Below are 23224 nucleotides of genomic sequence, written 5' to 3'. Positions count from 1 at the left end.
AAGGAACACCCCATGCCCACCGCAGCACGCTTGATGGCCGCCGTCTGCCTTGCGGCGCTGGCGTATGTTCTGTCTTCCATCGTTGTGCCCCTGATGCCTGAAAGCACCGATTTCGGTATCTTCTTTCCGCTCAACTCCGTCCTTGGCTTCGGCGTGGGCTGGTTCGTGATGGGCCGCCGCGCCGGGCGTGGCACCACGGCAGCCATCAACAATGGGCTGACGGGCGTCTTCGTTCTGCTGCTTTGGGGCGTGATGGTGCAGGCCATCAACGAGATGGTGCGCCGCGCCATGCTCAACCGGTATGACAATGCTTTCGAAGCGATGGTTGCGATATTCCAGCTGGGCGCGGAATATGCCTATCTTATCGCCGTGGTTCCCATGGGCATCGCGGCGGTCATTGGTGCGGTCATAGCCGGGCTGATGACGGAATACGCCGACAATCACTGGAAATAGGCCGCTTGTGCGCAATCTGTTTTTCTACGGCACGTTGCGGCATCTGCCGCTGCTTGAAATCGTGATGGACGCGCCGACATCGGCGCTTGACCTTCAGCGCGCCGAATTGCCGGATCACGCCGTATTCAGCGTGGCAGAAGGGCCGTTTCCAATGATCTGCGCTGAACAAGGTGCGCAGGCAGACGGTGTAATCTTGCGCAATGTATCGCAGGCTCAAATCGACCGGCTCGATTTCTACGAAGGCAGCTTTGCCTACGATCTGCATCAGGTCACCATGGCAGACGGCCAAACGGCTGAGGTCTATTTCCCCCAGCCCGGTCAATGGACTGCGCAGGACCCATGGTCGCTGGAGGCGTGGGAGGCTGACTGGGCCGAGATGAGCTGTCATGCGGCGCGCGAAGTCATGGGTTATATGGGGACGCGTGACAGGGATGCGGTCGCCGCGATGTTCCCGATGATCCGTGCACGGGCAGCTTCCAAAGTGCGTGCGGCGCAGTCGCTTCACGGGGAAGGGACATTGGAGGGGCGCATCGACGTGACCGCCCGGCAACGGGCCTATGCCCATTTTTTCGCGCTGGATGACTACCGCCTGCGCCACGAACGCTTCGACGGGAGCCTGTCGGAGGAGATGGCGCGCGCGGTCTTCATCGCCACGGACGCCGCGATCCTGCTGCCCTACGACCCCATCCGCGACCGGGTCCTGCTGGTGGAGCAGATGCGCATGGGGCCGCTTGCGCGCGGGGACAGGGCGTGCTGGCAGCTGGAACCGATCGCGGGTCATGTCGATCCCGGCGAGACGCCCATCGATGCCGCCCGCCGCGAAGCGCAGGAGGAGGCGGGTCTGACATTGGGTGCGGTTGAGGCTGTTGCACAGGTCTATGCCTCTCCGGGGAACTCTACGGAATTCTATTACATCTTCTGTGGACTTGCCGATTTGCCCGATAACGTGACCGGTCTGGGCGGCCTTTCGACCGAACATGAAGACATCCGGTCCCATCTGCTGAGCTTTGACGCACTGATGACGCTGGTCGAAGGGATGGGGGCCGCGAATGCGCCGCTGGTGCTGGCGGCCTTCTGGCTGGCCCGAAACAGGGACCGACTGCGAGGGACCGCTTGAGGTTGCCGGGGGCGGGGGCTACACCGGAGGAAAGATAACCTTTGGGGGCATTATGCACGTCGCAACCGATCTGGCTCAGGCTGTTGGAAACACACCGCTTATCAAGCTGCGCAAGGCCAGCGAAGAGACGGGCTGCACCATTCTGGGCAAGGCTGAATTCATGAACCCCGGTCAATCGGTCAAGGACCGCGCGGCGCTTTTCATCATCCGCGACGCGGTCGCCAAGGGCCTTCTGAAGCCCGGCGGCACCATCGTCGAAGGAACGGCGGGCAATACCGGAATCGGGCTGGCGTTGGTTGGCGCATCCATGGGTTTCAAGACCGTCATCGTGATCCCGGAAACCCAAAGTCAGGAAAAAAAGGACATGTTGCGTCTGGCAGGTGCGGAATTGGTACAGGTACCAGCAGCGCCTTACAGTAACAGCAACAACTACATCCGTTATTCGGAACGGCTGGCCAAGGAACTCGCCCGGGAAAGCAACCTCGGGGTTATCTGGGCAAATCAGTTCGACAATGTCGCCAATCGCAAAGCGCATATCGAAGGTACAGCGCCCGAAATCTGGGAGCAGACGGAGGGCAAGGTCGATGCGTTTGTCTGTGCCATCGGGACCGGCGGCACACTTGCGGGGGTCGGCATGGGCCTGCAGCCCAAGGGCGTGCGCATCGGATTGGCCGATCCTGAGGGGTCGGGCATGTACAAGATCTATACGGGCAAGGAGGCAGGTGGCGACAGCATCACCGAAGGGATCGGTCAGGGGCGTGTTACTGCCAATCTTGAAGGGTTCACGCCTGACGTCTGTTACAAGATCCCTGACAGCGAAGCGTTGCCGATCGTCTTCGACCTTCTGGCTGACGAAGGGCTGTGCCTGGGTGGATCATCCGGGATCAACGTGGCGGGTGCGATCCGCATGGCGCGGGAATTGGGGCCGGGGCATACCATCGTGACCATCCTATGCGATTTTGGCACGCGGTATCAGTCGAAGCTGTTCAACCCCGATTTCCTGCGGGAAAAGGGCCTGCCGGTGCCGGACTGGCTTGATCGTGCGCCCGCATCTATCCCGGGCGTGTTCGAAGACGTCTGATGGCAATGTTTGCGCGCATATGTGCGACCCTGATTGCCCTGATCTGGTTGTCTTTGGCGGCTGGGGCACAGGAGCTTTCACAGGCCGATTTGACCCGCTGGGAAGGGGTGGCCGCACGGGCCGACCGTGCGATTGCCAATCCGGACGCGTCCGAAGAAACGCTGGATACCCTGCGAACCCAGATCACCGCCTTCCGAGAGGATTTCGAAGCTGCGCGCAGCGTTAACAGTGTGCGCATTGCCACCCTGCGCGAACAACTTGCGGCACTCAATGCGACCGCAGCGGGGGAAGGCGCAGAAGAATCCGAGGAGTTCCTGCAAAAACGCAAGGATCTGACGGATCAGCTTAGCGAAGCGTTGGCCCCTGTTCAGCGGGCAGAAGCGGAATTTGTCCGCGCTGAGGCGCTGGTGGTCGAGATCGACAAGCAATTGCGCGAACGGCAGGCAGCGGCGTTGCTGACTGTCGTGCCATCGCCGCTGAACCCGGCCAACTGGCAACCGGCGTGGAACGAATTGGTGGCGTCGATGCGTGCGCTCTGGTTCGAGAATCCGGCCCACCTTGCCACGGCAGACGGTATCCCGGTGCCGCAGTCGCGGATCGTCAGCGGCGTGCTTGCCTTGCTGGGGCTGATCCTGATTTTCAGGGGGCGGCGATGGTCGCGGCTGATCGTCAATAGATTGCAACGGTTTGGCGCGCGTGGGTTCGGTATCTGGCGATTTATCGTGTCGCTGTTCCGGATCATCTTGCCTTTCGCGGGCCTGTTGCTGCTGGCGCTGGCGGCGATTTCGACGCAGCAATTCGGGCCGAAGGGCAATGAGCTCCTGATCTCGCTTGCGTTCATCGGTGGGATCATGCTGGGCGTCCGCTGGGTTTCCGAGCGGGTGTTTGCACGCGACGACGACGAGGCGTTACTGTTGCTGTCCGCACCTAAACGCGCGCGCATGCGGTTCTATGTGGTCCTGATCACGCTGATGATGGCGCTTCACGCGCTGATCATCTTGGTGCTTGAGGCGAACGAAGCCGCGATGGTCAGCATGGCGGTGTTCGCTTTCCCCTTCACGGTGATTTCCAGCCTTGCGCTTTACCGGATCGGGGTGATGCTGCGCGGCTATTCGGACCCTGAGCCAGTGGACGAAACGGCGACGGAGTTGCGCGCATCAACGTTGGGGCGCGTGGTGCGCGGCCTTGGAACGGGTGCGGTGCTTGTGGCCTGCGTGTCGCCCCTGCTGCTTGCGGCCGGGTATTTCCTTGCGACGTCGGCGCTGTTTGGGCCTTACGTCATGACTCTGGCGCTGCTGGGGCTGGTGATGGCACTGCAGCGGTTCGCGGCGGATGTCTACGGTGCGATCAGCGGGCAGGGGGACCGGGCGCGCGATGCGCTGGTACCGGTGCTGATCGGTCTGGTGCTTCTGGTAATGCTGGCGCCTTTGCTGGCGCTGGTCTGGGGTGCACGCCTGACCGATCTGACAGAATTGTGGACCGGGTTCGAACGCGGCATCGCGCTGGGGGAGACGCGGATTTCCCCGTCCGATTTCCTTGCCTTTGCGGTGATCTTCGCGATCGGCTACATGCTGACACGTCTGCTGCAATCGGCGTTACGCAGCAGCGTGTTGCCCAAGACCCGGCTCGATATCGGGGGACAGAATGCGATTGTCTCGGGGTTGGGATATGTCGGTATCTTCCTTGCGGCCATCGCCGCGATCAGCGGCGCGGGCATTGACCTGAGCTCCCTCGCGTTGGTGGCATCGGCGCTGACGGTGGGCATCGGTTTCGGCCTGCAGAACATCGTCAGCAACTTCGTCTCCGGCATCATTCTGCTGATTGAACGCCCCATCTCTGAAGGCGACTGGATCGAGGTTGGCGGGCAGATGGGGTACGTGCGCAACATCTCCGTCCGCTCCACCCGGATCGAGACGTTCGATCGCACGGATGTCATTGTGCCCAACGCAGACCTGGTCAGCGGCACGGTTACCAACTACACGCGGGGCAATACGGTCGGGCGGCTGATCGTGCCGGTTGGGGTCGCATATGGCACCGATACCAAACGCGTCGCGGCGATCCTGAGCGAGATTGCGCAGGCGCAACCCATGGTGCTGGCCCAGCCTGCACCAAACGTCTTGTTCGTGAACTTCGGCGCCGATGCGCTGGAGTTTGAAATCCGCTGTTTCCTACGGGATGTGAACTGGATGATGGTGGTCAAAAGTGACATCAACCATGCCATCGCAGAACGCTTTGGGACCGAAGGGATCGAAGTGCCCTTTGCCCAGCGTGATCTGTGGCTGCGCAACCCCGAAGCGCTTCGCAGTCAACCGGCGGACGCGCCGCCTGCCGATGATCCCGACCCCACGCCCGACAAAGGAACGCCCGCTTGACCGAAATGCTTTTCCGCGCCGACGCCTACCGGCGCGACGCCGCCGCCCGCGTGACCGGCTGGACCGATGAAGGCGGCGTCATACTGGATCAATCCATCTTTTATCCCACCAGTGGTGGCCAGCCGGGCGATGCTGGCTGGTTGGAGTGGGACACCAACAGGCTGCCCGTTGCCACCACGGTCAAGGGGCAGGGCGAGGACATCGTGCTGGTCCCCGCAGAGCCGCAGCCGCTGCCCCCTGTGGGGGCCTATGTGCAGCAGGTGCTGGATTGGGAGCGGCGGTACCGCCACATGCGGGTGCACACCGCGTTGCATTTGTTGTCGGTGGTCATCCCCTTTGGTGTGACCGGTGGCCAGATATCTTCCACCTATGGTCGGCTCGATTTCGACATGCCCGAAGCGCCGGAAGACCGTGATCAGATTGCGGAGGCCCTGAACGGCTTCGTGTCAGAAGACGCCCGTGTCAGCGATGGCTGGATGACGGCGGAGGAACTTGCCGCCGCGCCACATCTGGTCAAGACAATGGCCGTCAAACCGCCTGTCGGGGCGGGTCAGGTGCGGCTGGTGCGCATCGGGGAAGCGGATGATTGGATTGACCTGCAACCCTGCGGCGGCACCCATGTCGCACGCACCGGCGAAATCGGGGCTTTGCGCCTTGGCAAAATCGAAAAGAAAGGGCGCCAGAATCGACGTGTTTACATCCACTTGGACGGTTAATTGTGCGGGCGGCAATTCCCTCTTGCAACTTGTGGCACCGCCACGCTAAACCGCCCCTCACGGAGCGGTGGCCGAGTGGTCGAAGGCGCACGCCTGGAAAGTGTGTAGGCGGGAGACCGTCTCCAGGGTTCGAATCCCTGTCGCTCCGCCATCTACCTTACTTTTCTGGGCTGACTGCGCAAAAAGTGGCCTGACATCAACTGACCTCAATCGCGATGACAGAGATATTGTCGGCTGCACCGCAGTCCAGCGCGATCCGCGTCAGCCTGTCCGCCACCTCATCAATTGGGGCCTGCATCAGCGTCAGACGCTGAGTTTCAAGGTCTGCAAAGTTGCTCAAGCCATCGGTGCACAACAAAAAGCGGTCGCCGCGCATCACGGACCCCTGCACAGCGTCCAGTTCCAGGGCATCGCCCATGCCAACCGCCCGGGTGATCATGTTGGCCTGGGGGTGATGCTCTGCCTCGTCCCAGGTCAGTTCGCCCAGCCCCACAAGATCGGCGACAATGGAATGATCTACCGTCAGCATTTGAAGGTCCCGGTCACGCAGCCGATATAGTCGGCAGTCGCCTGCCCAAAGGCATATGAAGCGGTCATCCGTCACCACAAGCGCCGCGACGGCAGCGCCGATGGGTCCGTCGCCGCGCGCTTCGCTTTCGGCCATGATGATGGCGTGGGTTTCCAGAATGGTACGGCGCAACGCCCGCGATTGTTCGTGGGGGTCGGCGCTTTTGGGCATGGCTGCGACATGATCCACGACGGTCTGCGATGCGAAATCGCCCGCGGCATGGCCCCCCATGCCATCTGCGACCACCCAGATGCGATGCTCCGGCAGCGTCAGAACCCGGTCTTCGTTGATCTTGCGAAAGTTGCCGATATGGCTTGCAGCGCTGAACGGAAATCTACGCATGCGGATCGGGCCAGGGGGCAGCGGAGCGGGCAATCGAAAAGGCCACCGGGCCCGCGCACGATCGGTGGCACACGCCGGTCATCTGTCCGCCCGCCGTGTCTGGGAATATTTGATGACGGCCTCCAATGACTGCTCAAACGGCGCGCCCAGCGAAACGGCGCCGTTGCCGATCAATGTGACGTTGTCCCGTCGCGCCACGATTTCCCGGCCCGCGTCCATGCGCACGAAGCTGCCCAGGGTGCTGTGATCCCGGAACACCACGATGCCGTTGCGCACCGACACGGTCGCATGGTGCCGTGACACCCACGGTTGTGACACGACGATATCCGCGTCCGCCGCACGGCCCAGGGATACCTCGGAGCCTTCCACAAGTTCCTTGATGACTGCGTTGTGGCTCAGGATGACCTTCAAGGAATGTGCAGTTGCCGGGGAGGCCGTTGCGAAGTTCATGGTTTGCCCGGCAGGGTCTTCGGCCACGCGCGAGAAAACCTTGAGCCTGTCGCTTGATCCTTTGAGGCTCAACCGGTCCACCTCGCGCAGTGTCCCGCGGATCGACGCGCCCAACTGGTCGTACAGGGCTTCATTCACCAGCACTTCGTGAGGTTTGGCCAGCGACGCCAGACGTGACGCGACGTTGACAGGGGTGCCGTAAAGGTCATTGGGCAGCAACAACATGCCGCCCCAACTGAGGCCCGCGTGCACTTTCAAGGCGTCTTCCGTCGTCCTTTTGGTGGCGATACATGCCATCTTGAACGCGGCGTCGGCCTGCTCGAAATAGGCCAACACGTCATCGCCTTTGGAGTGTAGAAAGACCCCGCCCAGTTCCTTGATCTGTGAACGCATTTCCGTCAGGCGGTGGCTTATCTTTCGGAATGCATCCTGTTCACCCGCCTGCTCGAACAACGGGGTGCTGTTGGACACGTCTGCCATCAACGCCGCGCCGACAACCTGCATTCGTCACGCTCCACCATACCGCGCCCGGACCACGGCCCCCGCGCGCAGTTAGGGATTTTCAGGGATTTGTGATAGTCTCATACAATCGCTGTTAGAGCAATTGCCATGCCATAGGGGGGGCCGTGTGAGATGCAACAGTTCGAAAAGCTGAAGTCAGGACCCATTGCAACTGTCGTGTTCTGTGTGAGTATCAGCATATCCGGCACAGCAGTGGCACAGGATTCCAATGCCTGCCCGGTTGACGGGTGCGTCGTTGATATCGTTTCGGTGACACAGGACAACGGGGAACTGACCGTAGAATTGAATGCGAATTTCAAACCCGATATTTCCAAGAACCATTTTCATATCTGGTGGGGTGAACTTTATGATGTGCGGCAGGTCAGCAATAACGCAGAGACAGTGCACAATGTATCGCAGGGGGACTGGCATCCGACCGATGCGTATCCGACCTACGCGACATCTGGTGTGACGTCCGTTTTGCAACGGGGCGAAGCCGTTTCCCTGTGCGTTTCTGCCGCTGACCGCAATCACGACATCATCGACCCCGAAGCTCTCAATTGCGTGGACGTTTCCAACAAATTCTAACGCTGGGCTTTGAATGGAACTACCGGCCTACATCGGACGCTACGTCGTCCGCAGGGAAATTGCGCGGGGCGGTTTTGCCGTCGTGGCCCTTTCGTGGGACGAGGAACTTGCGGCTGAAGTCGCGATAAAGATCCTGTTCGAACATGGGTGCGAAGATGACGGTCTGAAACAGCGCTTTATTGAGGAAGCACGGCTGCTGCGGCGGATACAGTCGCACAATCTGGTCGGCGTGCATGACATCGGCAGGCTGTCGGATGGCCGTCCGTATTTCGTGATGGATTACGCCGACCTTGGATCGCTGACCCAACGTCTGCAGGTCAGAAAAACGGACGATGGCGGCATGGCGCAGCACGATGTGTTGCAACTGGTGGATGCGATGACATCAGGCCTGTCGGCAATCCACCGCGCCGGTGTCGTCCACCGTGACATCAAACCGGACAACATCCTTTATCAGACCATCGGATCACGTGCGCCAAACGCTGCCGACACGGGGGAGGCCGAAGACCAGACCGTCATGTCCCCATCGCCCCCCAAACAGACGTTCAGCGTGGATCGTGTGATGATCGGGGATCTGGGCATCGCGAGCGATGCGTTGCGTCATAACAAGGCATCAACGGTCATCGGCGGCACGCCGGCCTTCATGGCGCCCGAGCAATTCGAGACCGATGGCGCCGTCAGTGCCGCGGGCGACATCTATTCTGCCACCGCGGTGCTTTGGTATGCGGTGACTGGCTCCAAGCCTCCCGATGCATCGGCGTTGGAGGATGAGGTCGAAAGCAGGGCAAGCGCATGGCAGGATTTCTTTCTGCGCGGGATGGCGACAGACCCAAAGCGGCGTTTTGCGGATATCCAGTCCTGGAGCAGTGCCGCACATGACGTCATGGCGCGGATTGCGGCGCAGGCACCCGGTCCGACCGGCGCGCGCCAGGATGGGAATGCCGCGCCCCAGACGGACGTGGATTGCCCCTATCACGGGCTGAGCGCCTTTCAGCCCGAAGACGCCGAGCGGTTCTTCGGCCGCGAGGAATTGGTGGCCGACCTTCTTCATCGCTTGCGCAGCATGAAGGTTCTGGTTGTCGGGGGTGCCTCTGGCAGCGGTAAAAGCTCCCTCATCCGGGCAGGTATCATCCCATCCCTGCAGCAGGGCCGAATTCCGGGCAGCGAGCAGTGGCGCATTGAGCTTTTTACGCCGGGCCGGGACGCCCTTTCCGAATTGTTTTTCCGCCTGCGCGGCACGGACGGCGATCCCCGGGTCCGTTTGGACGAATTTCTCGCCCGGCCCTCCATCGCGCGACAGGTTCTGCAGGACGCGGGGGCGCGGCCCTTGCTTCTTGCCATCGACCAGTTTGAAGAACTCTTCACGCTCAATGATGAAAAGGTGGCCCGGGAATTCATCGACGCGCTTGCGTCGATCACCGATCCTGCGGACAGCCTGGTGCGCATCATCATCACGATCCGCGCGGACTTCTACGAAAAATGTGCCGCCTTCCCGTGGCTTGCCAAGGCTGTCAGCCGCAATCAGGTGCTTGTCGGGCCCATGTCGGCCAGCGATCTGCGCCGGTCGATTGTTGAGCCGGCCAGACGCGTGGGGGTCTACGTGGAACAGCATCTGGTCGATGCCATCGTCGCGGAGGCAGGCACGGATGCGGGTGTTCTGCCCCTCATGTCACATGCGCTGGTCGAGGCATGGAAACGGCGTTTGGGCGCGACCCTGACCTATGAAGGGTACCGGGGCGGGGGCGGAATGGCAGGATCGATCCGCCAGACGGCAGACGCGATATTCGACACTGATTTCTCCGACAAGGAACGCAAGGTGGCTGAACGCCTGCTGCTCAGCCTTGTCACGCCGGGCGAGGGCGGTGCCGACACCCGGCGGATCCTTGAGCGTAGCGATCTGGCGGATGACCCGGATGCCGGGGTGATGGACCGTGTTGTCAAAAGCCTGACCGAGGCGCGGTTGCTGACAGTCGATGATGAAACCGTCCAGATCACGCATGAAGCCCTGTTGCGATCCTGGCCACGGTTGAGCCGCTGGATTGACCGGTCACGTGGTGACCTGCGGCTCCGCCTGCGGATCGTGCAAATGGCGGATGAATGGATTGAAGCGGACCGCGACGCGGAGATGCTGCTGAGCGGTGCGCGGCTGGATTACATTCTGGAATGGTTGGAAAAGAACAAGGACAAGGTCGGGGCAAAGGAGCTTGATTTCCTTTCCGCAAGCAGCAACGCCCGGGACGCCGCACAGGCGGAGATGATCACCCGTCGGCAAAAGCGGCGGCGGCTGCAGATTGTGGCTGTTTGCGCGCTGGTGGCCTTGACGATTGGCACCACCGCGGCGTCGATCATCGCGCTGAACCAGACGCGGCAGGCGGAAAGGAACGCCGCCATTGCGGATGCCGCGACCCTTGTGGCCAATGACAGTCTGGCCAGCGCCCTGGGGGCGGCGGCGGCGGGATATGCGATGGATGACCCCTTGCTGGCATTGAACCTGGCGGCGCAGTCGATTGCCCAGTCCCGTGGTCCCAGCACCCGTTATGATGCCAAGGTCGCCATGCTTCAGGCGCGCAGGACGCTTGCGACGGGCCTTCCTGTCCCGGTTGGCACGCCTGTCGCGGCAGGCGATGCGCTGTCGATCGCCATTTCGCCCGATGCACGATCGGTGGTCATCGGCGGTCGCGACGGGACGGTACGCATACTGGATGGTGCGTCCCGTCAGCAGATCGGCGGCAGCCTTCAAGGTGGTATTGGCGGCATTCAGGATGTTGCCTTTTCTCCCACTGGCGATGGATTTGCGGCGGTGGGGGACAGCGGGCGGATCGCCTATTGGCCCTTCAGCGACGGACAGGCCGGAGACGCCGCTTTGTTGGGACAGGCAAGCGATATTCAATGGCGTCTTGCCTTTCACCCCACCAAGCCCGAAATCGCCACCGCCGGAGAGGACGGCAACATCGCAATCTGGGCCATTACCCACGATGGCCCCCAAAAAAGCAGGGTTCTGGCAGCCAGAACGGGAGATTTCACCAGCGTCGCCTTCAGCCCGGATGGCAGTGTGCTGGCAGCCGGCAACGGAACGGGAGAGGTCCGCGTCTGGCATTATCCGTCCGGAAAGGAGGCGTTTGCGCCCCTTGACATGCTGCATTCCAGCGATGTGTGGGAACTGTCGTTCAGCAATGACGGTGCGCTGATTGCCACCGCCAGCAGTGATGGCAGTAGCGCCATCGTTCAGGCCGCATCGGGGCGGGTGATGGGAAAGGCGTTCCCACAGGAAAACGTGATCAGCAGCAGCGCATTCATGCCGCGCGGGTGGACGTTGGTGGGGGGCAACACCGCGGGTCGGCTGTTGATCTGGGATGTGTTCACCCAGACCCTGACAACGCAGTCACCGCCGGGACATTCGGGCCGTATACTGGATGTTGCCCTGTCCGCCGATCTTCATACGGCTGCCACCCTTGGTGTCGATCAGACCGTCCGGTTCTGGCGGCTGGGGCCGCTTGCACGGCTCGCCACGCAGTTCTCGCCGGAAGGCACCGCAACGCCAAAAGGCTTGGCCATTGGGGAAGACCGGGTGTTTTTCGGTGATACTGACGGCGCCATCGCGGGCACGGATATTGAGACAAAGGCGCAGTCACAAGTCGCGTCTCATGGACACGCAGTCTGGGCCGCCGCGCTGTCCCCTGACGGACGGCACCTCGCAACGGCAGATCGCAAGGGCCACATTGTCATTTCCGCGGCTGATTTCAGCGGTCGCCAAACCCGGTTTCCGCCGCTTGATGAAGCGATCTGGTCGCTTGCCTACACCGCTGATGGCAACAGGCTGCTTGCGGCGGCTGATACCGCCGCACATCTGATCGATGTCCAAACCGGCGCGACCCTGCGTCGGTACGCACCAGACAGCGGCAGCGTGACCCGGGCAACGCTGAACGCCGCCTCCGCCCGTGTCGCGGTCGCCACAAGCCGGGGTGACGTTCTGATCTGGTCGATGGATCAGGACGCGCCGCCCACCATCCTCAAAGTATCCGATAATCTTGTCTGGTCGGTGGCCTTCAGCGCGGACGGCACCTTGCTGGCCGTTGCGGACAGTGACGAAACCGTCTCCGTCTGGAGCGTTCCCGACGGGGTCCGATTGCAACATTTTACCGGGCATGGTGGCGGGGCAACCGATGTTGTTTTTCTGGGCGATGACGCCAGCCTCGTGGCCTCCGACAGGCAGGGCGGGCTTCATTTTTGGGATTTGAGCTTTGGAAAACTGATTGGTCGGATCCCCTCCGCCCACACCGGTGCCATCTGGCGGATCGCAGCCCATCCCGATGGTCAGACCTTTGCAAGTGCGGGCGATGACGGGGTGGTGCGTGTCTGGGACGTCCTGAATGATCGCGCCGCATGCCAGCTAAGCGCCGGTGTCCTGGGGCAACAGCAGCGCGAACAATACCTGGGTGCCGCGCATAACGATGACGCCTGTGCCGGTTTCAAGGCACCGTGACCGTATGGCGGCAGGATTGCGGGCAGTTCAGCAGGGCCGCCGTGGCAGCCCGCACCGTCTACAAGGGCCTGATCTTCAGCTGCGTGATGCGGTTGCCATCGCGGGCCAGAACCTCGAAACGGAAGCCATGAAAGCTGAACACCTGACCGGAGGTCGGGATCATCTGCGCCTCATGAATCACCAGACCGGCCAGCGTGTTCGCCTCATCATCGGGCAGCGACCAATCCGTCGCGCGATTCAGATCGCGTATCGTCATGGCGCCGTCCACAAGGTAATGGCCATCCTCGCCCGGGGACAGCATGTGATCCCCGTCAGGGTCGAATTCATCGGTGATTTCGCCCACGATCTCTTCGAGGATGTCTTCCAGCGTGATCAGGCCCTGAAGCGATCCGTATTCGTCCACCACCAGCGCAAAATGCGTCCGGCGGCGCAGGAACTGGCGCATCTGTTCATCAAGGGTTGATGTTTCCGGCACGAAGTAGGGTTTCATCGCCACGCTTGCCACGTCGAAGTGCTTCAGCGCCGCCGCATCCCCCTCCGGACCGCCGATCAGCTTGTACATCGCGCGCAGCAGGTCCTTGGCGTGAATGACGCCGATGATGTTTTCGGGATCATCGCGAAAGACCGGCAGCCGCGTGTGGTTGGATTGCAGACACTGCGACAGGATTTCCTCCGCCGGGCTGCCCGCGTCGATCATCTCTATGCCGGAGCGGTGGAGCATGATTTCCTCCACCACCCGTTCCCGCAGATCAAGCGCACCAAGGATACGGTCACGGTCTTCTTTCTCGACCACGCCTTCGGAGTGGCCCAGTTGCAGCGCGCCGGCGATTTCCTCGCGCACGGCAAGGATGTTGCTGTCCGGGTCGATGTCAACGCCAAAGACCTTCAGAACACCACGCACGAAATAGCGGACTGCCGTCACAACCGGGGCAAAGACCAGCACCACAATGCCGATGGGCCGCGCGACCAAGGCCGCGGCACGTTCGGAATTGGAGATGGCGTAGGTTTTAGGCAGCACTTCGGCAAACACCAACACAAGCAGTGTCATCACCAAGGTTGCCAGTGCCACGCCGCTTTCGCCAAAGAGGCGGGTAAAGAGTGCGGTTGCCAAGGACGCGGCAAGGATGTTGACCAGATTGTTGCCCAGCAGCACAGACCCGATCAGCCGTTCGGTGTCTTCGGTCAGCTCCAGCGCACGGGTCGCCCCGCGCGACCCCTTGTCCGCCTGCACCCGGAGTTTGCCCCGGGAGGCGGCAGTCAGCGCGGTTTCGGAGCCGGAGAAAAAGCCGGACAACACGAGCAGAAAGAGAATGATCCCCGTCGAGATCCAGAATGCTCCGTCAAGCAAGGTGGTGCTGTCTTCCATCAGTGTGTTTGTCCATTCCTATAGGTATCATTGGGTTATGGGCATCGCAGGGCATGCAATCAAGGGCCGTGGCCTGATCTGTTGCGCCGTGCGGATGCTGTATCACGCTTCGGGGAGGCGTCATGTGTCCTTGGGATCGCCTTTGCGCCCGCTTGTCCGGGCCAAGGGGTGATGGTCCAGCACCAGTTCGCTGAGCCGTTCCTCCAGCACATGGGTGTAGATTTCGGTGGTTGCGACATCCGCGTGCCCCAGCATCGTCTGGATGGCGCGCAGATCGGCCCCGTTGGCCAAAAGGTGGGTGGCAAAGGCGTGGCGCAGGGTGTGTGGTGTGACTTTGCCGGGCTCCACACCCGCATCGACGGCGAATTCCTTGATCAGAAGGTAGAACCGGTGCCGCGTCAGGTGGCCGGACTTGCCGCGGGACGGGAACAGAAATCGCGAAACCGGCAGGCGCTTGGCGCGCACCGCTTCATCCATCCGGTCCCGTTCGACCAGCCAGTCGGTCAATGCCGCGCGGGCAGGCGGCGACAGGGGCACCATGCGTTCCTTGCCGCCCTTGCCGGTGATCAGCAACAGCCGCGGATCGCCCCGCGTGGCGGAGATCGGCAGGCTGACCAATTCGCTGACCCGCATGCCCGTCGCATAAAGCAGTTCCATCAGGCAGGTGTTGCGGGTCTGATCGGCCAGACTGCGTCCGGAATTGCGCGCAGCTTCCAGCAGACGGTCTACTTCAGCCTCGCTCAGGATCTTGGGCAGACGTTTGTCCTGACCGGGCCCTGATATCTGGATCGCGGGGTTTTCGGTGCGCAGGCCTTCTTCAAAGGCAAAACGGTACAGCTGCTTGATCGCCGACAGGCGGCGGGCGCGGGTGGATTTTGCCAGCCCCTGCGCGTCGCAGTGAACAAGGTAGTTTTCGACATCCGCGCGGCCCGCAGTGGCGAAATCCTGATCCTGGGTCGTCAGGTAATGCTGAAAGTCTTTCAGATCACGCCCATAGGCCAGTTGCGTGTTGGTGGCCGCACCAAGTTCGGCCGCTTGCGCTTCCAGAAAGGCGGAAATCCAATGGCTGGTATGCGACGTTGCCACTATGACCGCTCCAGTATCAGGATCTGCAATGCCGCCCGGCGCGCGGTGTCCTCCAGCCCGAGGGCGCGCAGGGTGGCAAGTGCGTCGCGCAACGTGGCAGGATCGCCGCGCGCGCCTTCGTGAAGCATTCCGAGCACCTTCAGAATGGCCTCCCCCAGCCTGTTTGCGCGGGCATCCTGCAGAAGGGCTGCAGGGGCTTCGGCACCGGCAAAAGCATCATGGATCGCGGCCGCCAGCGGGGCATCGGGACGCCGCCCTGTGGCGCTGCCTTTCGCAACCTGATCGGTAAGGTCTTCTGCGCCATCGCGGGCGGGTACGCTTTCATAGGCGGGCGACAGCAGCGCAATGTCGCGTGCGATGGCCTGCGCGCGGCCCGCAAGCGTGATCTGCGTCAATTTCTCAGCAAAAAGGGCGGCAAAGGGGACTTCAAGCTCTGCCCCGCGCATCTGCAGCCATGCCTGTGGCAAGGTCTTGGCGACGGCATCCGGGCTGCCTGTCTGAAGCGCGGTTTCAAACCGTTGCAAGGCCTGCGCGCGGTCCCACACACCGCCCGACGCGGCGGGGGCGCGGTCCGTATAAAGCCCCAAAAGGCGATTGTCAGGCAGGGCACCCGCCCGCGTCAGACGTTCCGCTGCCTCCAACTGCGCCTTCCAGCCCGCGAGGTCCCGCAGATCGGCCACGGCATAGGCGCGCGGCAGCCTGCGGGTGGATTTGGGCTCTCCAATGGCTTCGAATAGCCGGAAACTGAGCGGGTCCATCCTTTGTGGATCGGGCAGGGGGGCCGCGTCTTCGAATAGGTCGGGGTTCAGGAACCGGTCCAGCAACGCCAGCCTTTCCTCCGGCATCAGTTTCAGCGCCTGCGCCGCACCAAATGTCAGTGCGGCGTTGTCCCAGTTGCCGGCACGGGCATCGCAGAAAATGCGCGCGCCGTACTCGCGATTAAGATGCGGCGTCACCCGCATCAGGGCGCAGGCCCGGTCTTCGGTCCCGGACAGCAGGCTGATCTGCATGTAAAGGTCGAAATGGGCAGGCGAGGTTGCGACACCCGCCTGTTCGATCAGCGAAAGCGCAGGGTCCAGCGCGCCGACTTCCATCAGCTTGGCGACACGGGCCAGCGCCAGCGCATCGCCTGCGGCTGCATTGCCGCCGGGGGCCTTTGCGTCGGCCAGCAGGATGGTAAAGAACAGCGATTGTGCCGCGGGAAGCTTCAGATCGGGCAGGGCTTCGATCTGCCGGATCAGTGTTTCGGGATCACTGCCGGCCCAAAGGGTCTCCGGCAGTCCGGTCACCTGCGTGGGTACAAGCCCGATCTGGCGCGGGCGACCCTGGCCCAACGGCTCCACGGTGACCTGCGGGGTTGCGCCGCTGTCGGTCACGGCGGGTTCGGTCGGTGCGGGCTGGGCTGCGGGGGTTGGCGTTGCATCTTGGGTGCCAAGCCAGTCAATTACCGAAAGGGGGCGTTCAACAGCGGGCGCTCCGGCCTGCTGTGCATGACCCGGTGCAGCCATGCCAAGGCTGATGCCGACAAGCAAAGCGGTCTTGGATAGGGCCCGGATGCCTTGCCCCATGCGTCAATCCTCCGTCAGGGTGACGGGTTCGCGCGTCTCAATCTGGGACGGGGCGAAATCCGCACCGAAGAACGGCCCGATATAGGCATATGCCACAAGGCCGATGAACCCCAGTATCACTAGGTATATCAACAGCTTAATCAGTCGTCCCATGGGTATTGCCTGCTTATTTCTGCCCTCGTGGGACAACATATATATAGCCTTTCCCGCAATATCACGTCATTCAGAAGAAAATGAGTGAAATTGAGCAATCCATGGCCGACACCCTGCCTCCCACGCGCCACTACCGTCTGAAAAAGACGGTGGCGCTGGTGGGGATGATGGGCGCGGGCAAAACAGCCGTCGGTCGCGCCGTTGCCGCACGGCTGCACGTGCCTTTTCTTGACAGCGATGCAGAGATCGAAGCCGCCGCCAATCAGAGCGTTCCGGAGATTTTCGCGCGGGACGGGGAGGCATTCTTCCGCAAGCGCGAAAGCGAGGTCATCGCCCGCCTGCTGAAGGAAGAACGCGGCATCCTGTCGACCGGCGGGGGGGCGTTCTTGGCTGAGGTCAACCGCGCCAACATCCACGCCAAGGGTGTGGCGGTCTGGCTGGATGCTGACCTTGATCTGCTGTGGAACCGTGTCAAGCACAAGGACACGCGCCCCTTACTGCGCACGGCCGATCCGCGCGCGACACTGGCGGGGCTGTTCGAAGCACGAACGCCGATCTATGCGCTGGCGGACCTGTCGGTGAAATGCGAGGCAAGCCTGACAATTGAGAATATGGCCAGCCGGGTAATCAACTGCCTGCTGAGCCGACCGGATGTGTTGGAAAGCGACGATGCGTGAGACAGTAAAGGTAAACCTGCCGGGGCGGGAATACGAGGTGCGCATCGGGCCGGGCCTGATCGGTGAGGCAGGCGTTCAGATTGCGCCATTGCTGGCACGCAAGCGGGTCTGTGTGGTGACAGATGCAAATGTCGCGGCCCTGCATCTGGACGCCTTGCGGGCCGGATTGGCCGCCGACGGGATCGGGATGGAAGCGCTGATCCTGCCCGCTGGGGAGGCAACCAAAAGCTGGTCGCATCTGAGCGACACGGTGGGCTGGTTGCTGGACCAGAAGGTTGAACGGGGCGATCTGGTGCTTGCGCTCGGCGGTGGGGTGATCGGTGATCTGGTGGGCTTCGCCGCGGCCATCCTGCGGCGCGGTGTGCGGTTCGTACAGGTTCCGACCTCACTTCTGGCGCAAGTCGACAGTTCGGTTGGCGGCAAGACCGGCATCAACACGCCACACGGCAAGAACCTTGTGGGGGCCTTTCATCAGCCTACGCTGGTGCTGGCCGATACCGGCGTCCTGGCCACCATGGCCCCGCGCGATTTTCTTGCAGGCTATGGCGAGGTGGTCAAATACGGCCTTCTGGGTGATGCCGATTTCTTTGGCTGGCTGGAGGCGAATGGCACTGCGCTGGCCGCTGGGGACGAAGCCTTGCGCGTTGAAGCCGTCCGCCATTCTGTGCAGATGAAAGCCGACATCGTGATGCGCGATGAGAAAGAACATGGCGATCGTGCATTGCTCAACCTCGGGCATACCTTCTGCCATGCGCTTGAGGCCGCAACAGGCTACAGCAACCGGTTGCTGCATGGCGAAGGGGTGGCGATCGGCTGCGCGTTGGCGTTCGAATTGTCCGCCCGCATGGGATTGTGCGCACAGGAAGAACCAAGCCGGGTGCGCGCCCACCTCAAAGCCATGGGAATGAAGACCGACCTGACCGATATCGAGGGCGATCTGCCGGACGCGGCGAGCTTGCTCGACCTGATGGGGCAAGACAAAAAGGTCGTTGCGGGAAAGCTACGGTTCGTTCTGGCGCGGGGGATCGGACAGGCATTTGTCACCGGGGACGTCCCGGCGCAAGCCGTGCTGGATGTGCTTGGGGAGGCGCTTGTAGAGCGCGGCTAGGGCCGCCTGAGCACCATGCCCGTCTTGTCCTCCGATCCAAATCCCAAGGCTTCGTAAAACCCGCGCGCCGCGCGTTTTTCGCCCGTCAGCAGCATGATCTTGTAGGCATCCGCCTTCCACGCGCGGTCAATTGCGCCTTGCATCACCTGTCGGCCGATACCTTTTCCACGATGGGCGGCCGCAGTCACGACGTTTTCGATCAGGGCATAGGGCCGCGCATCCCAGGTGACATTGGGCAGCAGGTGCAGGGTGATCATCCCGATGATCCGCCCCCCGGCCTCTGCTCCGACCACCGTCGTGCCGGGGTGCGTAAGCACACGTAAAAAGGCCGCCCCGTCTGTGCAGGGCGGCCCGAATGTCAGTTCAGTATAAAGCGCCAACGCGTCTGCGGTGTCATCACCTGTCAGGTCGCGGATGTGCATGTCTGATCAGAACGGGATTTCATCGTCCAGGTCGCGCGATCCGCCACCGCCACCCTGGCTGGGGCCACTGTCATACCCGCCGCCGCTGTCGTACCCTTGGTCCTGGCCGCCGCCGCCGTAACCGCCGCCACCACCGCTGCCGCCGCCGCCATCACGGCCATCCAGCATGGTCAGCGTGCCGCCATAGTTGCGCAATACCACCTCGGTGCTGTAGCGGTCCTGACCGGACTGATCCTGCCATTTGCGGGTTTCAAGCTGGCCTTCGATATACACCTTCGACCCCTTGCGCAGATACTGCTCCGCAATCCGCACCAGCCCTTCATTGAAGATCGCCACGGAATGCCATTCGGTCTTTTCGCGCCGCTCCCCGGTGTTGCGGTCTTTCCAGTTCTCGGACGTGGCAATGCGCAGGTTGCACACCTTGCCCCCGTTCTGGAACGACCGCACTTCGGGATCGCGCCCCAGATTGCCGATAAGGATCACTTTGTTCACTGAGCCGGCCATTTTGCCCCCCTTGAGATCAGTTTTTGCAAAGGTGCTGCGAATCCACCACAGCCCGGTTTGCGCCGTTATATCCATCTGTTCATGCCTGAACCATGGTTAACGAAACGTTTCATGCGTTTTGCCCGATGCGCCGTGCCATTCAAAGGCTGGCGGAAACCAGCGTTCTTGGTATATGGTCCAAAAGACTGGGCGGAGGCTTGGAATATGCGAAAATCTGCGCGTGCAGCAGTACTTGCAGCGTTGACTGGTGGACTTGTGTCCGCCGGTCCTGTCAGCGCGGATGTGTTTTCATCCAAAAGCCGCCAGACCTTGTTCAACTCCCAGAAGAAACTGCTCGATAGTCGTGCAGCGGCGCAATACTCCTCTTCGGTGCGCTTGAAGCCGCCCACGGTCGTGACCCCCTCCAAGTGGAACACGCCGAAATACAGCGGCAAATACAGGGGCCAGTATCTGAACATGGCCCGCGATGCAGCGCAGCGGCACGGCGTGCCGGTCGATCTGTTCCTGCGGCTGGTTCAGCAGGAAAGCGGGTGGAACCCCCGCGCCAAATCCCACAAGGGCGCCATGGGCCTTGCACAACTGATGCCGGGTACCGCGCGCAAGCTTCGGGTCAACCCCGCCGATCCCGCACAGAACCTCGAAGGTGGTGCGCGCTATCTCAAGCAGCAGTTCAAGGCATTCGGAACCTGGCGGTTGGCGCTGGCGGCCTACAATGCCGGTCCGGGGGCGGTGCGCAAGTACGGTGGTATTCCCCCTTTCAAGGAAACACGCAACTACGTGAAGATCATCACCGGTAGCTAAACGTCTGATTTCACAGCGATGTTCTTCCAGTCGGCGGTATCCCGCGGCTTTGCGCCCGTGTCGCCCGGAACCTTCTTCTCGCTCCTTTTGTTGAGGCCTCGAACACGCGGCAGCGGTTGCGATGCCGCCCGCGGTGTTCTGCAGAAAAGGAGTGAAACGATGTTTGATATGATCAAGAAGTCTGCTCTCGTGGCCACTGTCGGCACCCTTGCTTTCAGCTCTGCCGCCATTGCAATTGAAACGCCACCCGTGTCCGAGGTCACTGTCGAGGTCTCCGCCGAAGCGGCGCAGGACGACAATGCAGCGCGGGTTTATGACACGATCACCGTTGATCTTGCAAAAGCCATTTCCGAACGTGTCACGCGCGGGACCGGTGGCGATGCCTATAACATCAAGGTGGATATCCGCAAACTGGCGCTGGACGGCGATACGCTTCAGCCAGACGATACCGAATTCAACCAGCTTGAAGGTGTGGTCGTCTTCAACGGTCCACGCAGCGGCGCGGGCAATGCCACACTGCCCATCCGCATCTCCGCGGTCACCGGCGATCAAACGGCACCCGAAGGTGTGATCATGATCAAACCCGGTACGGATGATTTCTATGACGCGATGATTGCGGGCTTTGCCGACAACGTCGCCGAAGAACTGACAGGTGTCTATACAGGCGGCTGACCCGTTGCGGGCACCACGCGGAAGGCGCGGCAGATCACGCCGCGCCTTTCACGATCATTCTGCCGCGACACCAACCTCGATCACCGGTTCCATCTGATCCAACTCACTGTCGGGCAGGTGGCACTTGATCTGGTGACCGTCTGCCAGCTGCCGGATGGGCGGAACCTCCTTCTCGCACAGCCCGCCTGCGACCTGTGATTTCCAGCGGCAGCGCGTCTGGAACGGGCAACCGGGCGGCGGGTTCATGGCCGACGGAATATCCCCTTCCAGCACGATGTGTTTTTTCTTCACGGAGGTATCCGCAATCGGCACCGCCGACAGCAGCGCTTCGGTGTAGGGATGATAGGGCGGGGCAAAGACCTGATCGGTGCTCCCCAATTCGACCACATGGCCAAGGTACATCACCATCACCCGATCGCTCAGATAGCGTACGATGCTGAGATCATGGGAGATGAACAGCAGCGTGGTCTTCTGCTCGCGCTGGATTTCCATCAACAGATCGGTCACAGCCGCCTGCACGGAGACGTCCAGGGCCGATACAGGTTCATCCGCAACCACGATCCGCGCATCCCCGGCGAAGGCGCGCGCAATGCCCACGCGCTGCTTCTGACCGCCTGACAATTGCCGCGGCATCCGGTCTGCAAATTCACGCGGCAGCTTGACCAGATCCAGCAATTCCAGCATCCGCTGACGCCGTTCGGTCTCATTCCTTCCGATCTTGAAGATCTCCAGCGCCCGGATGATCTGGCGTCCCACGGTCATGGACGGGTTCAACGTATCGAAGGGGTTCTGGAACACCATCTGCACATCTGCCACGTTTTTTGTCGTGCGGTCCTCAATCGGCACATCCCCGATATTCTGGTTGTCCAGAAGGATCTGGCCTTCGGTTGCCGTCTCCAGTCCCATGAGAACCTTGGCAAAGGTGGATTTGCCGCAGCCGGATTCGCCTACGATGGCCAGTGTCTCGGATTCGCGGGCCTCAAAGGTCAGTTCCTCGTTGGCCTTGACGACTTTGGTGTCGCCACCACCGAACATCGCATTTGCGGCCACCTGATAGTATTTCTTCAGCCGGTCCATCTTCAGGACGACATTGCCGATCTCGCCCTTCTGCTTGACCGCACCGGCAACCAGCGGCGCGTTCCAGTCGATTTCATCGAACTTCACACAGCGTGTGGCGTGGCGTTCGTTGCCCGGCACATCGCGCATCGCAATGTCGCCATGATCACAGCGCCCTTCCTCGAAATAGTCGCATCTGGGCCCAAAGTTGCAGCCGGGTGGACGCTCATGGGGCAGGGGGAAGTTGCCCGGGATCGCCACGAGAGGACGCGCGTTCTTGTCCGCCCCCGGCAGCGGAATCGACCGGAACAGCGCCTGCGTATAGGGGTGCTGCATTTCGTCGAAAACATCTTCGATCGACCCACGCTCCACGGCCTCGCCGGAATACATCACGCAAATCCGGTCACACGTCTCCAGCACCAGTCCAAGGTTGTGAGAGATAAACAGCATCGACGTGCCGTACTTCGTGCCCAACTCCTTGACCAGTTCCACCACGGCGGCTTCCACCGTCACATCGAGCGCGGTGGTCGGCTCATCCAAGATCAGCAACGACGGCTCGGACATCAGCGCCATAGCGATCACGATCCGCTGTTGCTGTCCGCCGGACAACTGATGCGGATAGGCATTCAGAATGCGCTTGGGGTCAGGCAGCTTCACGTCCGTGACCACCTGAAGCGCGCGGTCAAAGGCTTCCTTCTCGGACATGCCCGCGTGGATCATCGGCACTTCCATCAACTGTTTGCCGATTTTCATCGCCGGGTTCAGCGATGCCATTGGCTCCTGATAGATCATCGCGATTTCTGATCCACGAATATCGCGCAACTCCTCGTCGCTCATCTCGCCCAGGTCGCGGCCCTTGAACTTGATCGACCCGCCGACGATGCGTCCGTTCTTGCCCAGATCCTGCATCACCCCCAGCGCCACGGTGGATTTGCCACAGCCGGATTCGCCAACCAGTCCGACCGCTTCGCCCGGTTTGACCGCAACGGAAAAATCCATCACCGCCGGAATTTCCCGCAACCGCGTAAAGAACGAAATCGACAGCTTGTCGATCTCAAGGATCGGCCCGTCATAATCCAGCTTCGCCATCACGTCTCTCCCTCAGCCATCTGGTGCCACTCTTGGTCTTCCAAATGGTTCAAA

General features: G+C 61.6%; 20 protein-coding genes and 1 tRNA gene. 12 read left to right on the top strand and 9 right to left on the bottom strand.

The genetic code is table 11. The features are described from left to right. The first annotated feature begins 12 nt into the window (after nt 1-12). From AB4X18_RS19055 to AB4X18_RS19030, 6 genes are all read left to right on the top strand, one after another. The gene (locus AB4X18_RS19055) at nt 13-453 is read left to right on the top strand and encodes a TrgA family protein (RefSeq protein WP_370401553.1); all 441 of its coding nucleotides are present in this window, start codon (nt 13-15) and stop codon (nt 451-453) included. A 7-nt stretch (nt 454-460) separates the two neighbouring features. Beyond that, nucleotides 461-1570 carry an NUDIX domain-containing protein gene (locus AB4X18_RS19050; protein WP_370401552.1) on the top strand — a complete coding sequence of 370 codons (1110 nt, stop codon included), beginning with the start codon at nt 461-463 and terminating at the stop codon, nt 1568-1570. Between the two features lie 52 nt (nt 1571-1622). Next, nucleotides 1623-2651 carry a cysteine synthase A gene (locus AB4X18_RS19045; RefSeq protein ID WP_370401551.1) on the top strand — a complete coding sequence of 343 codons (1029 nt, stop codon included), beginning with the start codon at nt 1623-1625 and terminating at the stop codon, nt 2649-2651. Continuing rightward, nucleotides 2651-5023 carry a DUF3772 domain-containing protein gene (locus AB4X18_RS19040; RefSeq protein WP_370401550.1) on the top strand — a complete coding sequence of 791 codons (2373 nt, stop codon included), beginning with the start codon at nt 2651-2653 and terminating at the stop codon, nt 5021-5023. Before AB4X18_RS19045 ends, AB4X18_RS19040 begins: the two co-directional genes overlap by 1 nt. Beyond that, a complete protein-coding gene (locus AB4X18_RS19035; protein ID WP_370401549.1) occupies nt 5020-5739 on the top strand; it encodes an alanyl-tRNA editing protein in 720 nt (239 codons plus the stop codon). The genes AB4X18_RS19040 and AB4X18_RS19035 overlap by 4 nt, the downstream gene beginning before the upstream one ends. A gap of 61 nt (nt 5740-5800) precedes the next feature. Then, a tRNA-Ser gene (locus AB4X18_RS19030) sits at nt 5801-5890 on the top strand. 45 nt (nt 5891-5935) lie between these two features. Here AB4X18_RS19030 and AB4X18_RS19025 read toward each other — a convergent pair. Both AB4X18_RS19025 and AB4X18_RS19020 read right to left on the bottom strand, forming a co-directional pair. Continuing rightward, nucleotides 5936-6649, bottom strand: a complete 714-nt coding sequence (locus AB4X18_RS19025; RefSeq protein ID WP_370401548.1) for a PP2C family protein-serine/threonine phosphatase — start codon at nt 6647-6649, stop codon at nt 5936-5938. Between the two features lie 78 nt (nt 6650-6727). Further along, complete coding sequence (locus AB4X18_RS19020) at nt 6728-7603, bottom strand: FHA domain-containing protein (protein ID WP_370401547.1); 876 nt, start codon at nt 7601-7603, stop codon at nt 6728-6730. A 129-nt stretch (nt 7604-7732) separates the two neighbouring features. On the opposite strand from AB4X18_RS19020, the gene AB4X18_RS19015 reads away from it, so the two are divergent. Beyond that, entirely contained in the window at nt 7733-8188 is a 456-nt protein-coding gene (locus AB4X18_RS19015) for a hypothetical protein (RefSeq protein ID WP_370401546.1), read from the top strand. Between the two features lie 13 nt (nt 8189-8201). Further along, the gene (locus AB4X18_RS19010) at nt 8202-12668 is read left to right on the top strand and encodes a WD40 repeat domain-containing serine/threonine protein kinase (RefSeq protein ID WP_432816916.1); all 4467 of its coding nucleotides are present in this window, start codon (nt 8202-8204) and stop codon (nt 12666-12668) included. A 58-nt stretch (nt 12669-12726) separates the two neighbouring features. Here AB4X18_RS19010 and AB4X18_RS19005 read toward each other — a convergent pair whose 3' ends face one another. The 4 genes from AB4X18_RS19005 to AB4X18_RS18990 all read right to left on the bottom strand — a co-directional run bounded on the left by AB4X18_RS19005 (nt 12727) and on the right by AB4X18_RS18990 (nt 16841). Continuing rightward, entirely contained in the window at nt 12727-14034 is a 1308-nt protein-coding gene (locus AB4X18_RS19005; protein ID WP_370401545.1) for an HlyC/CorC family transporter, read from the bottom strand. Nucleotides 14035-14154: 120 nt separating this feature from the next. Next, nucleotides 14155-15123: a tyrosine recombinase gene (locus AB4X18_RS19000; RefSeq protein ID WP_370402670.1), complete on the bottom strand. Its 969-nt coding sequence runs from the start codon at nt 15121-15123 to the stop codon at nt 14155-14157. Further along, entirely contained in the window at nt 15120-16688 is a 1569-nt protein-coding gene (locus AB4X18_RS18995) for a hypothetical protein (RefSeq protein ID WP_432816915.1), read from the bottom strand. Before AB4X18_RS18995 ends, AB4X18_RS19000 begins: the two co-directional genes overlap by 4 nt. 3 nt (nt 16689-16691) lie before the next feature. Next, nucleotides 16692-16841: a hypothetical protein gene (locus AB4X18_RS18990; protein WP_370401542.1), complete on the bottom strand. Its 150-nt coding sequence runs from the start codon at nt 16839-16841 to the stop codon at nt 16692-16694. An 80-nt stretch (nt 16842-16921) separates the two neighbouring features. Here AB4X18_RS18990 and AB4X18_RS18985 point away from each other — a divergent pair, with 80 nt between their 5' ends. Together AB4X18_RS18985 and aroB are read left to right on the top strand one after the other, a co-directional pair. Further along, a complete protein-coding gene (locus AB4X18_RS18985; protein WP_432816914.1) occupies nt 16922-17518 on the top strand; it encodes a shikimate kinase in 597 nt (198 codons plus the stop codon). Beyond that, entirely contained in the window at nt 17511-18626 is a 1116-nt protein-coding gene (gene aroB, locus AB4X18_RS18980; RefSeq protein WP_370401541.1) for a 3-dehydroquinate synthase, read from the top strand. Before AB4X18_RS18985 ends, aroB begins: the two co-directional genes overlap by 8 nt. Here the strand turns inward: aroB and AB4X18_RS18975 are convergent. Both AB4X18_RS18975 and ssb read right to left on the bottom strand, forming a co-directional pair. After that, complete coding sequence (locus tag AB4X18_RS18975) at nt 18623-19048, bottom strand: GNAT family N-acetyltransferase (RefSeq protein WP_370401540.1); 426 nt, start codon at nt 19046-19048, stop codon at nt 18623-18625. The two genes, aroB and AB4X18_RS18975, sit on opposite strands and share 4 nt — an antisense overlap. A 6-nt stretch (nt 19049-19054) precedes the next feature. Then, the gene (gene ssb / locus AB4X18_RS18970) at nt 19055-19552 is read right to left on the bottom strand and encodes a single-stranded DNA-binding protein (RefSeq protein WP_432816913.1); all 498 of its coding nucleotides are present in this window, start codon (nt 19550-19552) and stop codon (nt 19055-19057) included. A 204-nt stretch (nt 19553-19756) separates the two neighbouring features. Here ssb and AB4X18_RS18965 point away from each other — a divergent pair, with 204 nt between their 5' ends. Then, nucleotides 19757-20353: a lytic transglycosylase domain-containing protein gene (locus AB4X18_RS18965; RefSeq protein ID WP_370401539.1), complete on the top strand. Its 597-nt coding sequence runs from the start codon at nt 19757-19759 to the stop codon at nt 20351-20353. A 159-nt stretch (nt 20354-20512) separates the two neighbouring features. After that, nucleotides 20513-21025 (top strand): hypothetical protein, encoded by a 513-nt coding sequence (locus tag AB4X18_RS18960; protein WP_370401538.1) that lies wholly within the window; start codon nt 20513-20515, stop codon nt 21023-21025. 54 nt (nt 21026-21079) lie between these two features. Here the strand turns inward: AB4X18_RS18960 and AB4X18_RS18955 are convergent, their stop codons facing one another. Next, entirely contained in the window at nt 21080-23170 is a 2091-nt protein-coding gene (locus tag AB4X18_RS18955; protein ID WP_370401537.1) for a dipeptide ABC transporter ATP-binding protein, read from the bottom strand. Between the last annotated feature and the right edge of the window lie 54 nt (nt 23171-23224).

The sequence above is a fragment of the Sulfitobacter rhodophyticola genome, assembly GCF_041281685.2.
GTDB lineage: Bacteria > Pseudomonadota > Alphaproteobacteria > Rhodobacterales > Rhodobacteraceae > Sulfitobacter.
Note: the sequence above shows the minus strand (reverse complement) of the source record. Positions and strands in the feature narration are given on the sequence as shown.

Bases quoted from the DNA above. Each gene is read 5' to 3' on its own strand.
- AB4X18_RS19055 (WP_370401553.1), top strand. From the start codon at position 13: ATGCCCACCGCAGCACGCTTGATGGCCGCCGTCTGCCTTGCGGCGCTG.
- AB4X18_RS19045 (WP_370401551.1), top strand. From the start codon at position 1,623: ATGCACGTCGCAACCGATCTGGCTCAGGCTGTTGGAAACACACCGCTT.
- AB4X18_RS19040 (WP_370401550.1), top strand. From the start codon at position 2,651: ATGGCAATGTTTGCGCGCATATGTGCGACCCTGATTGCCCTGATCTGG.
- AB4X18_RS19025 (WP_370401548.1), bottom strand. From the start codon at position 6,649: ATGCGTAGATTTCCGTTCAGCGCTGCAAGCCATATCGGCAACTTTCGC.
- AB4X18_RS19020 (WP_370401547.1), bottom strand. From the start codon at position 7,603: ATGCAGGTTGTCGGCGCGGCGTTGATGGCAGACGTGTCCAACAGCACC.
- AB4X18_RS19015 (WP_370401546.1), top strand. From the start codon at position 7,733: ATGCAACAGTTCGAAAAGCTGAAGTCAGGACCCATTGCAACTGTCGTG.
- AB4X18_RS19010 (WP_432816916.1), top strand. From the start codon at position 8,202: ATGGAACTACCGGCCTACATCGGACGCTACGTCGTCCGCAGGGAAATT.
- AB4X18_RS19005 (WP_370401545.1), bottom strand. From the start codon at position 14,034: ATGGAAGACAGCACCACCTTGCTTGACGGAGCATTCTGGATCTCGACG.
- AB4X18_RS18995 (WP_432816915.1), bottom strand. From the start codon at position 16,688: ATGGGGCAAGGCATCCGGGCCCTATCCAAGACCGCTTTGCTTGTCGGC.
- AB4X18_RS18990 (WP_370401542.1), bottom strand. From the start codon at position 16,841: ATGGGACGACTGATTAAGCTGTTGATATACCTAGTGATACTGGGGTTC.
- AB4X18_RS18985 (WP_432816914.1), top strand. From the start codon at position 16,922: ATGAGTGAAATTGAGCAATCCATGGCCGACACCCTGCCTCCCACGCGC.
- aroB (WP_370401541.1), top strand. From the start codon at position 17,511: ATGCGTGAGACAGTAAAGGTAAACCTGCCGGGGCGGGAATACGAGGTG.
- AB4X18_RS18975 (WP_370401540.1), bottom strand. From the start codon at position 19,048: ATGCACATCCGCGACCTGACAGGTGATGACACCGCAGACGCGTTGGCG.
- ssb (WP_432816913.1), bottom strand. From the start codon at position 19,552: ATGGCCGGCTCAGTGAACAAAGTGATCCTTATCGGCAATCTGGGGCGC.
- AB4X18_RS18965 (WP_370401539.1), top strand. From the start codon at position 19,757: ATGCGAAAATCTGCGCGTGCAGCAGTACTTGCAGCGTTGACTGGTGGA.
- AB4X18_RS18960 (WP_370401538.1), top strand. From the start codon at position 20,513: ATGTTTGATATGATCAAGAAGTCTGCTCTCGTGGCCACTGTCGGCACC.
- AB4X18_RS18955 (WP_370401537.1), bottom strand. From the start codon at position 23,170: ATGGCGAAGCTGGATTATGACGGGCCGATCCTTGAGATCGACAAGCTG.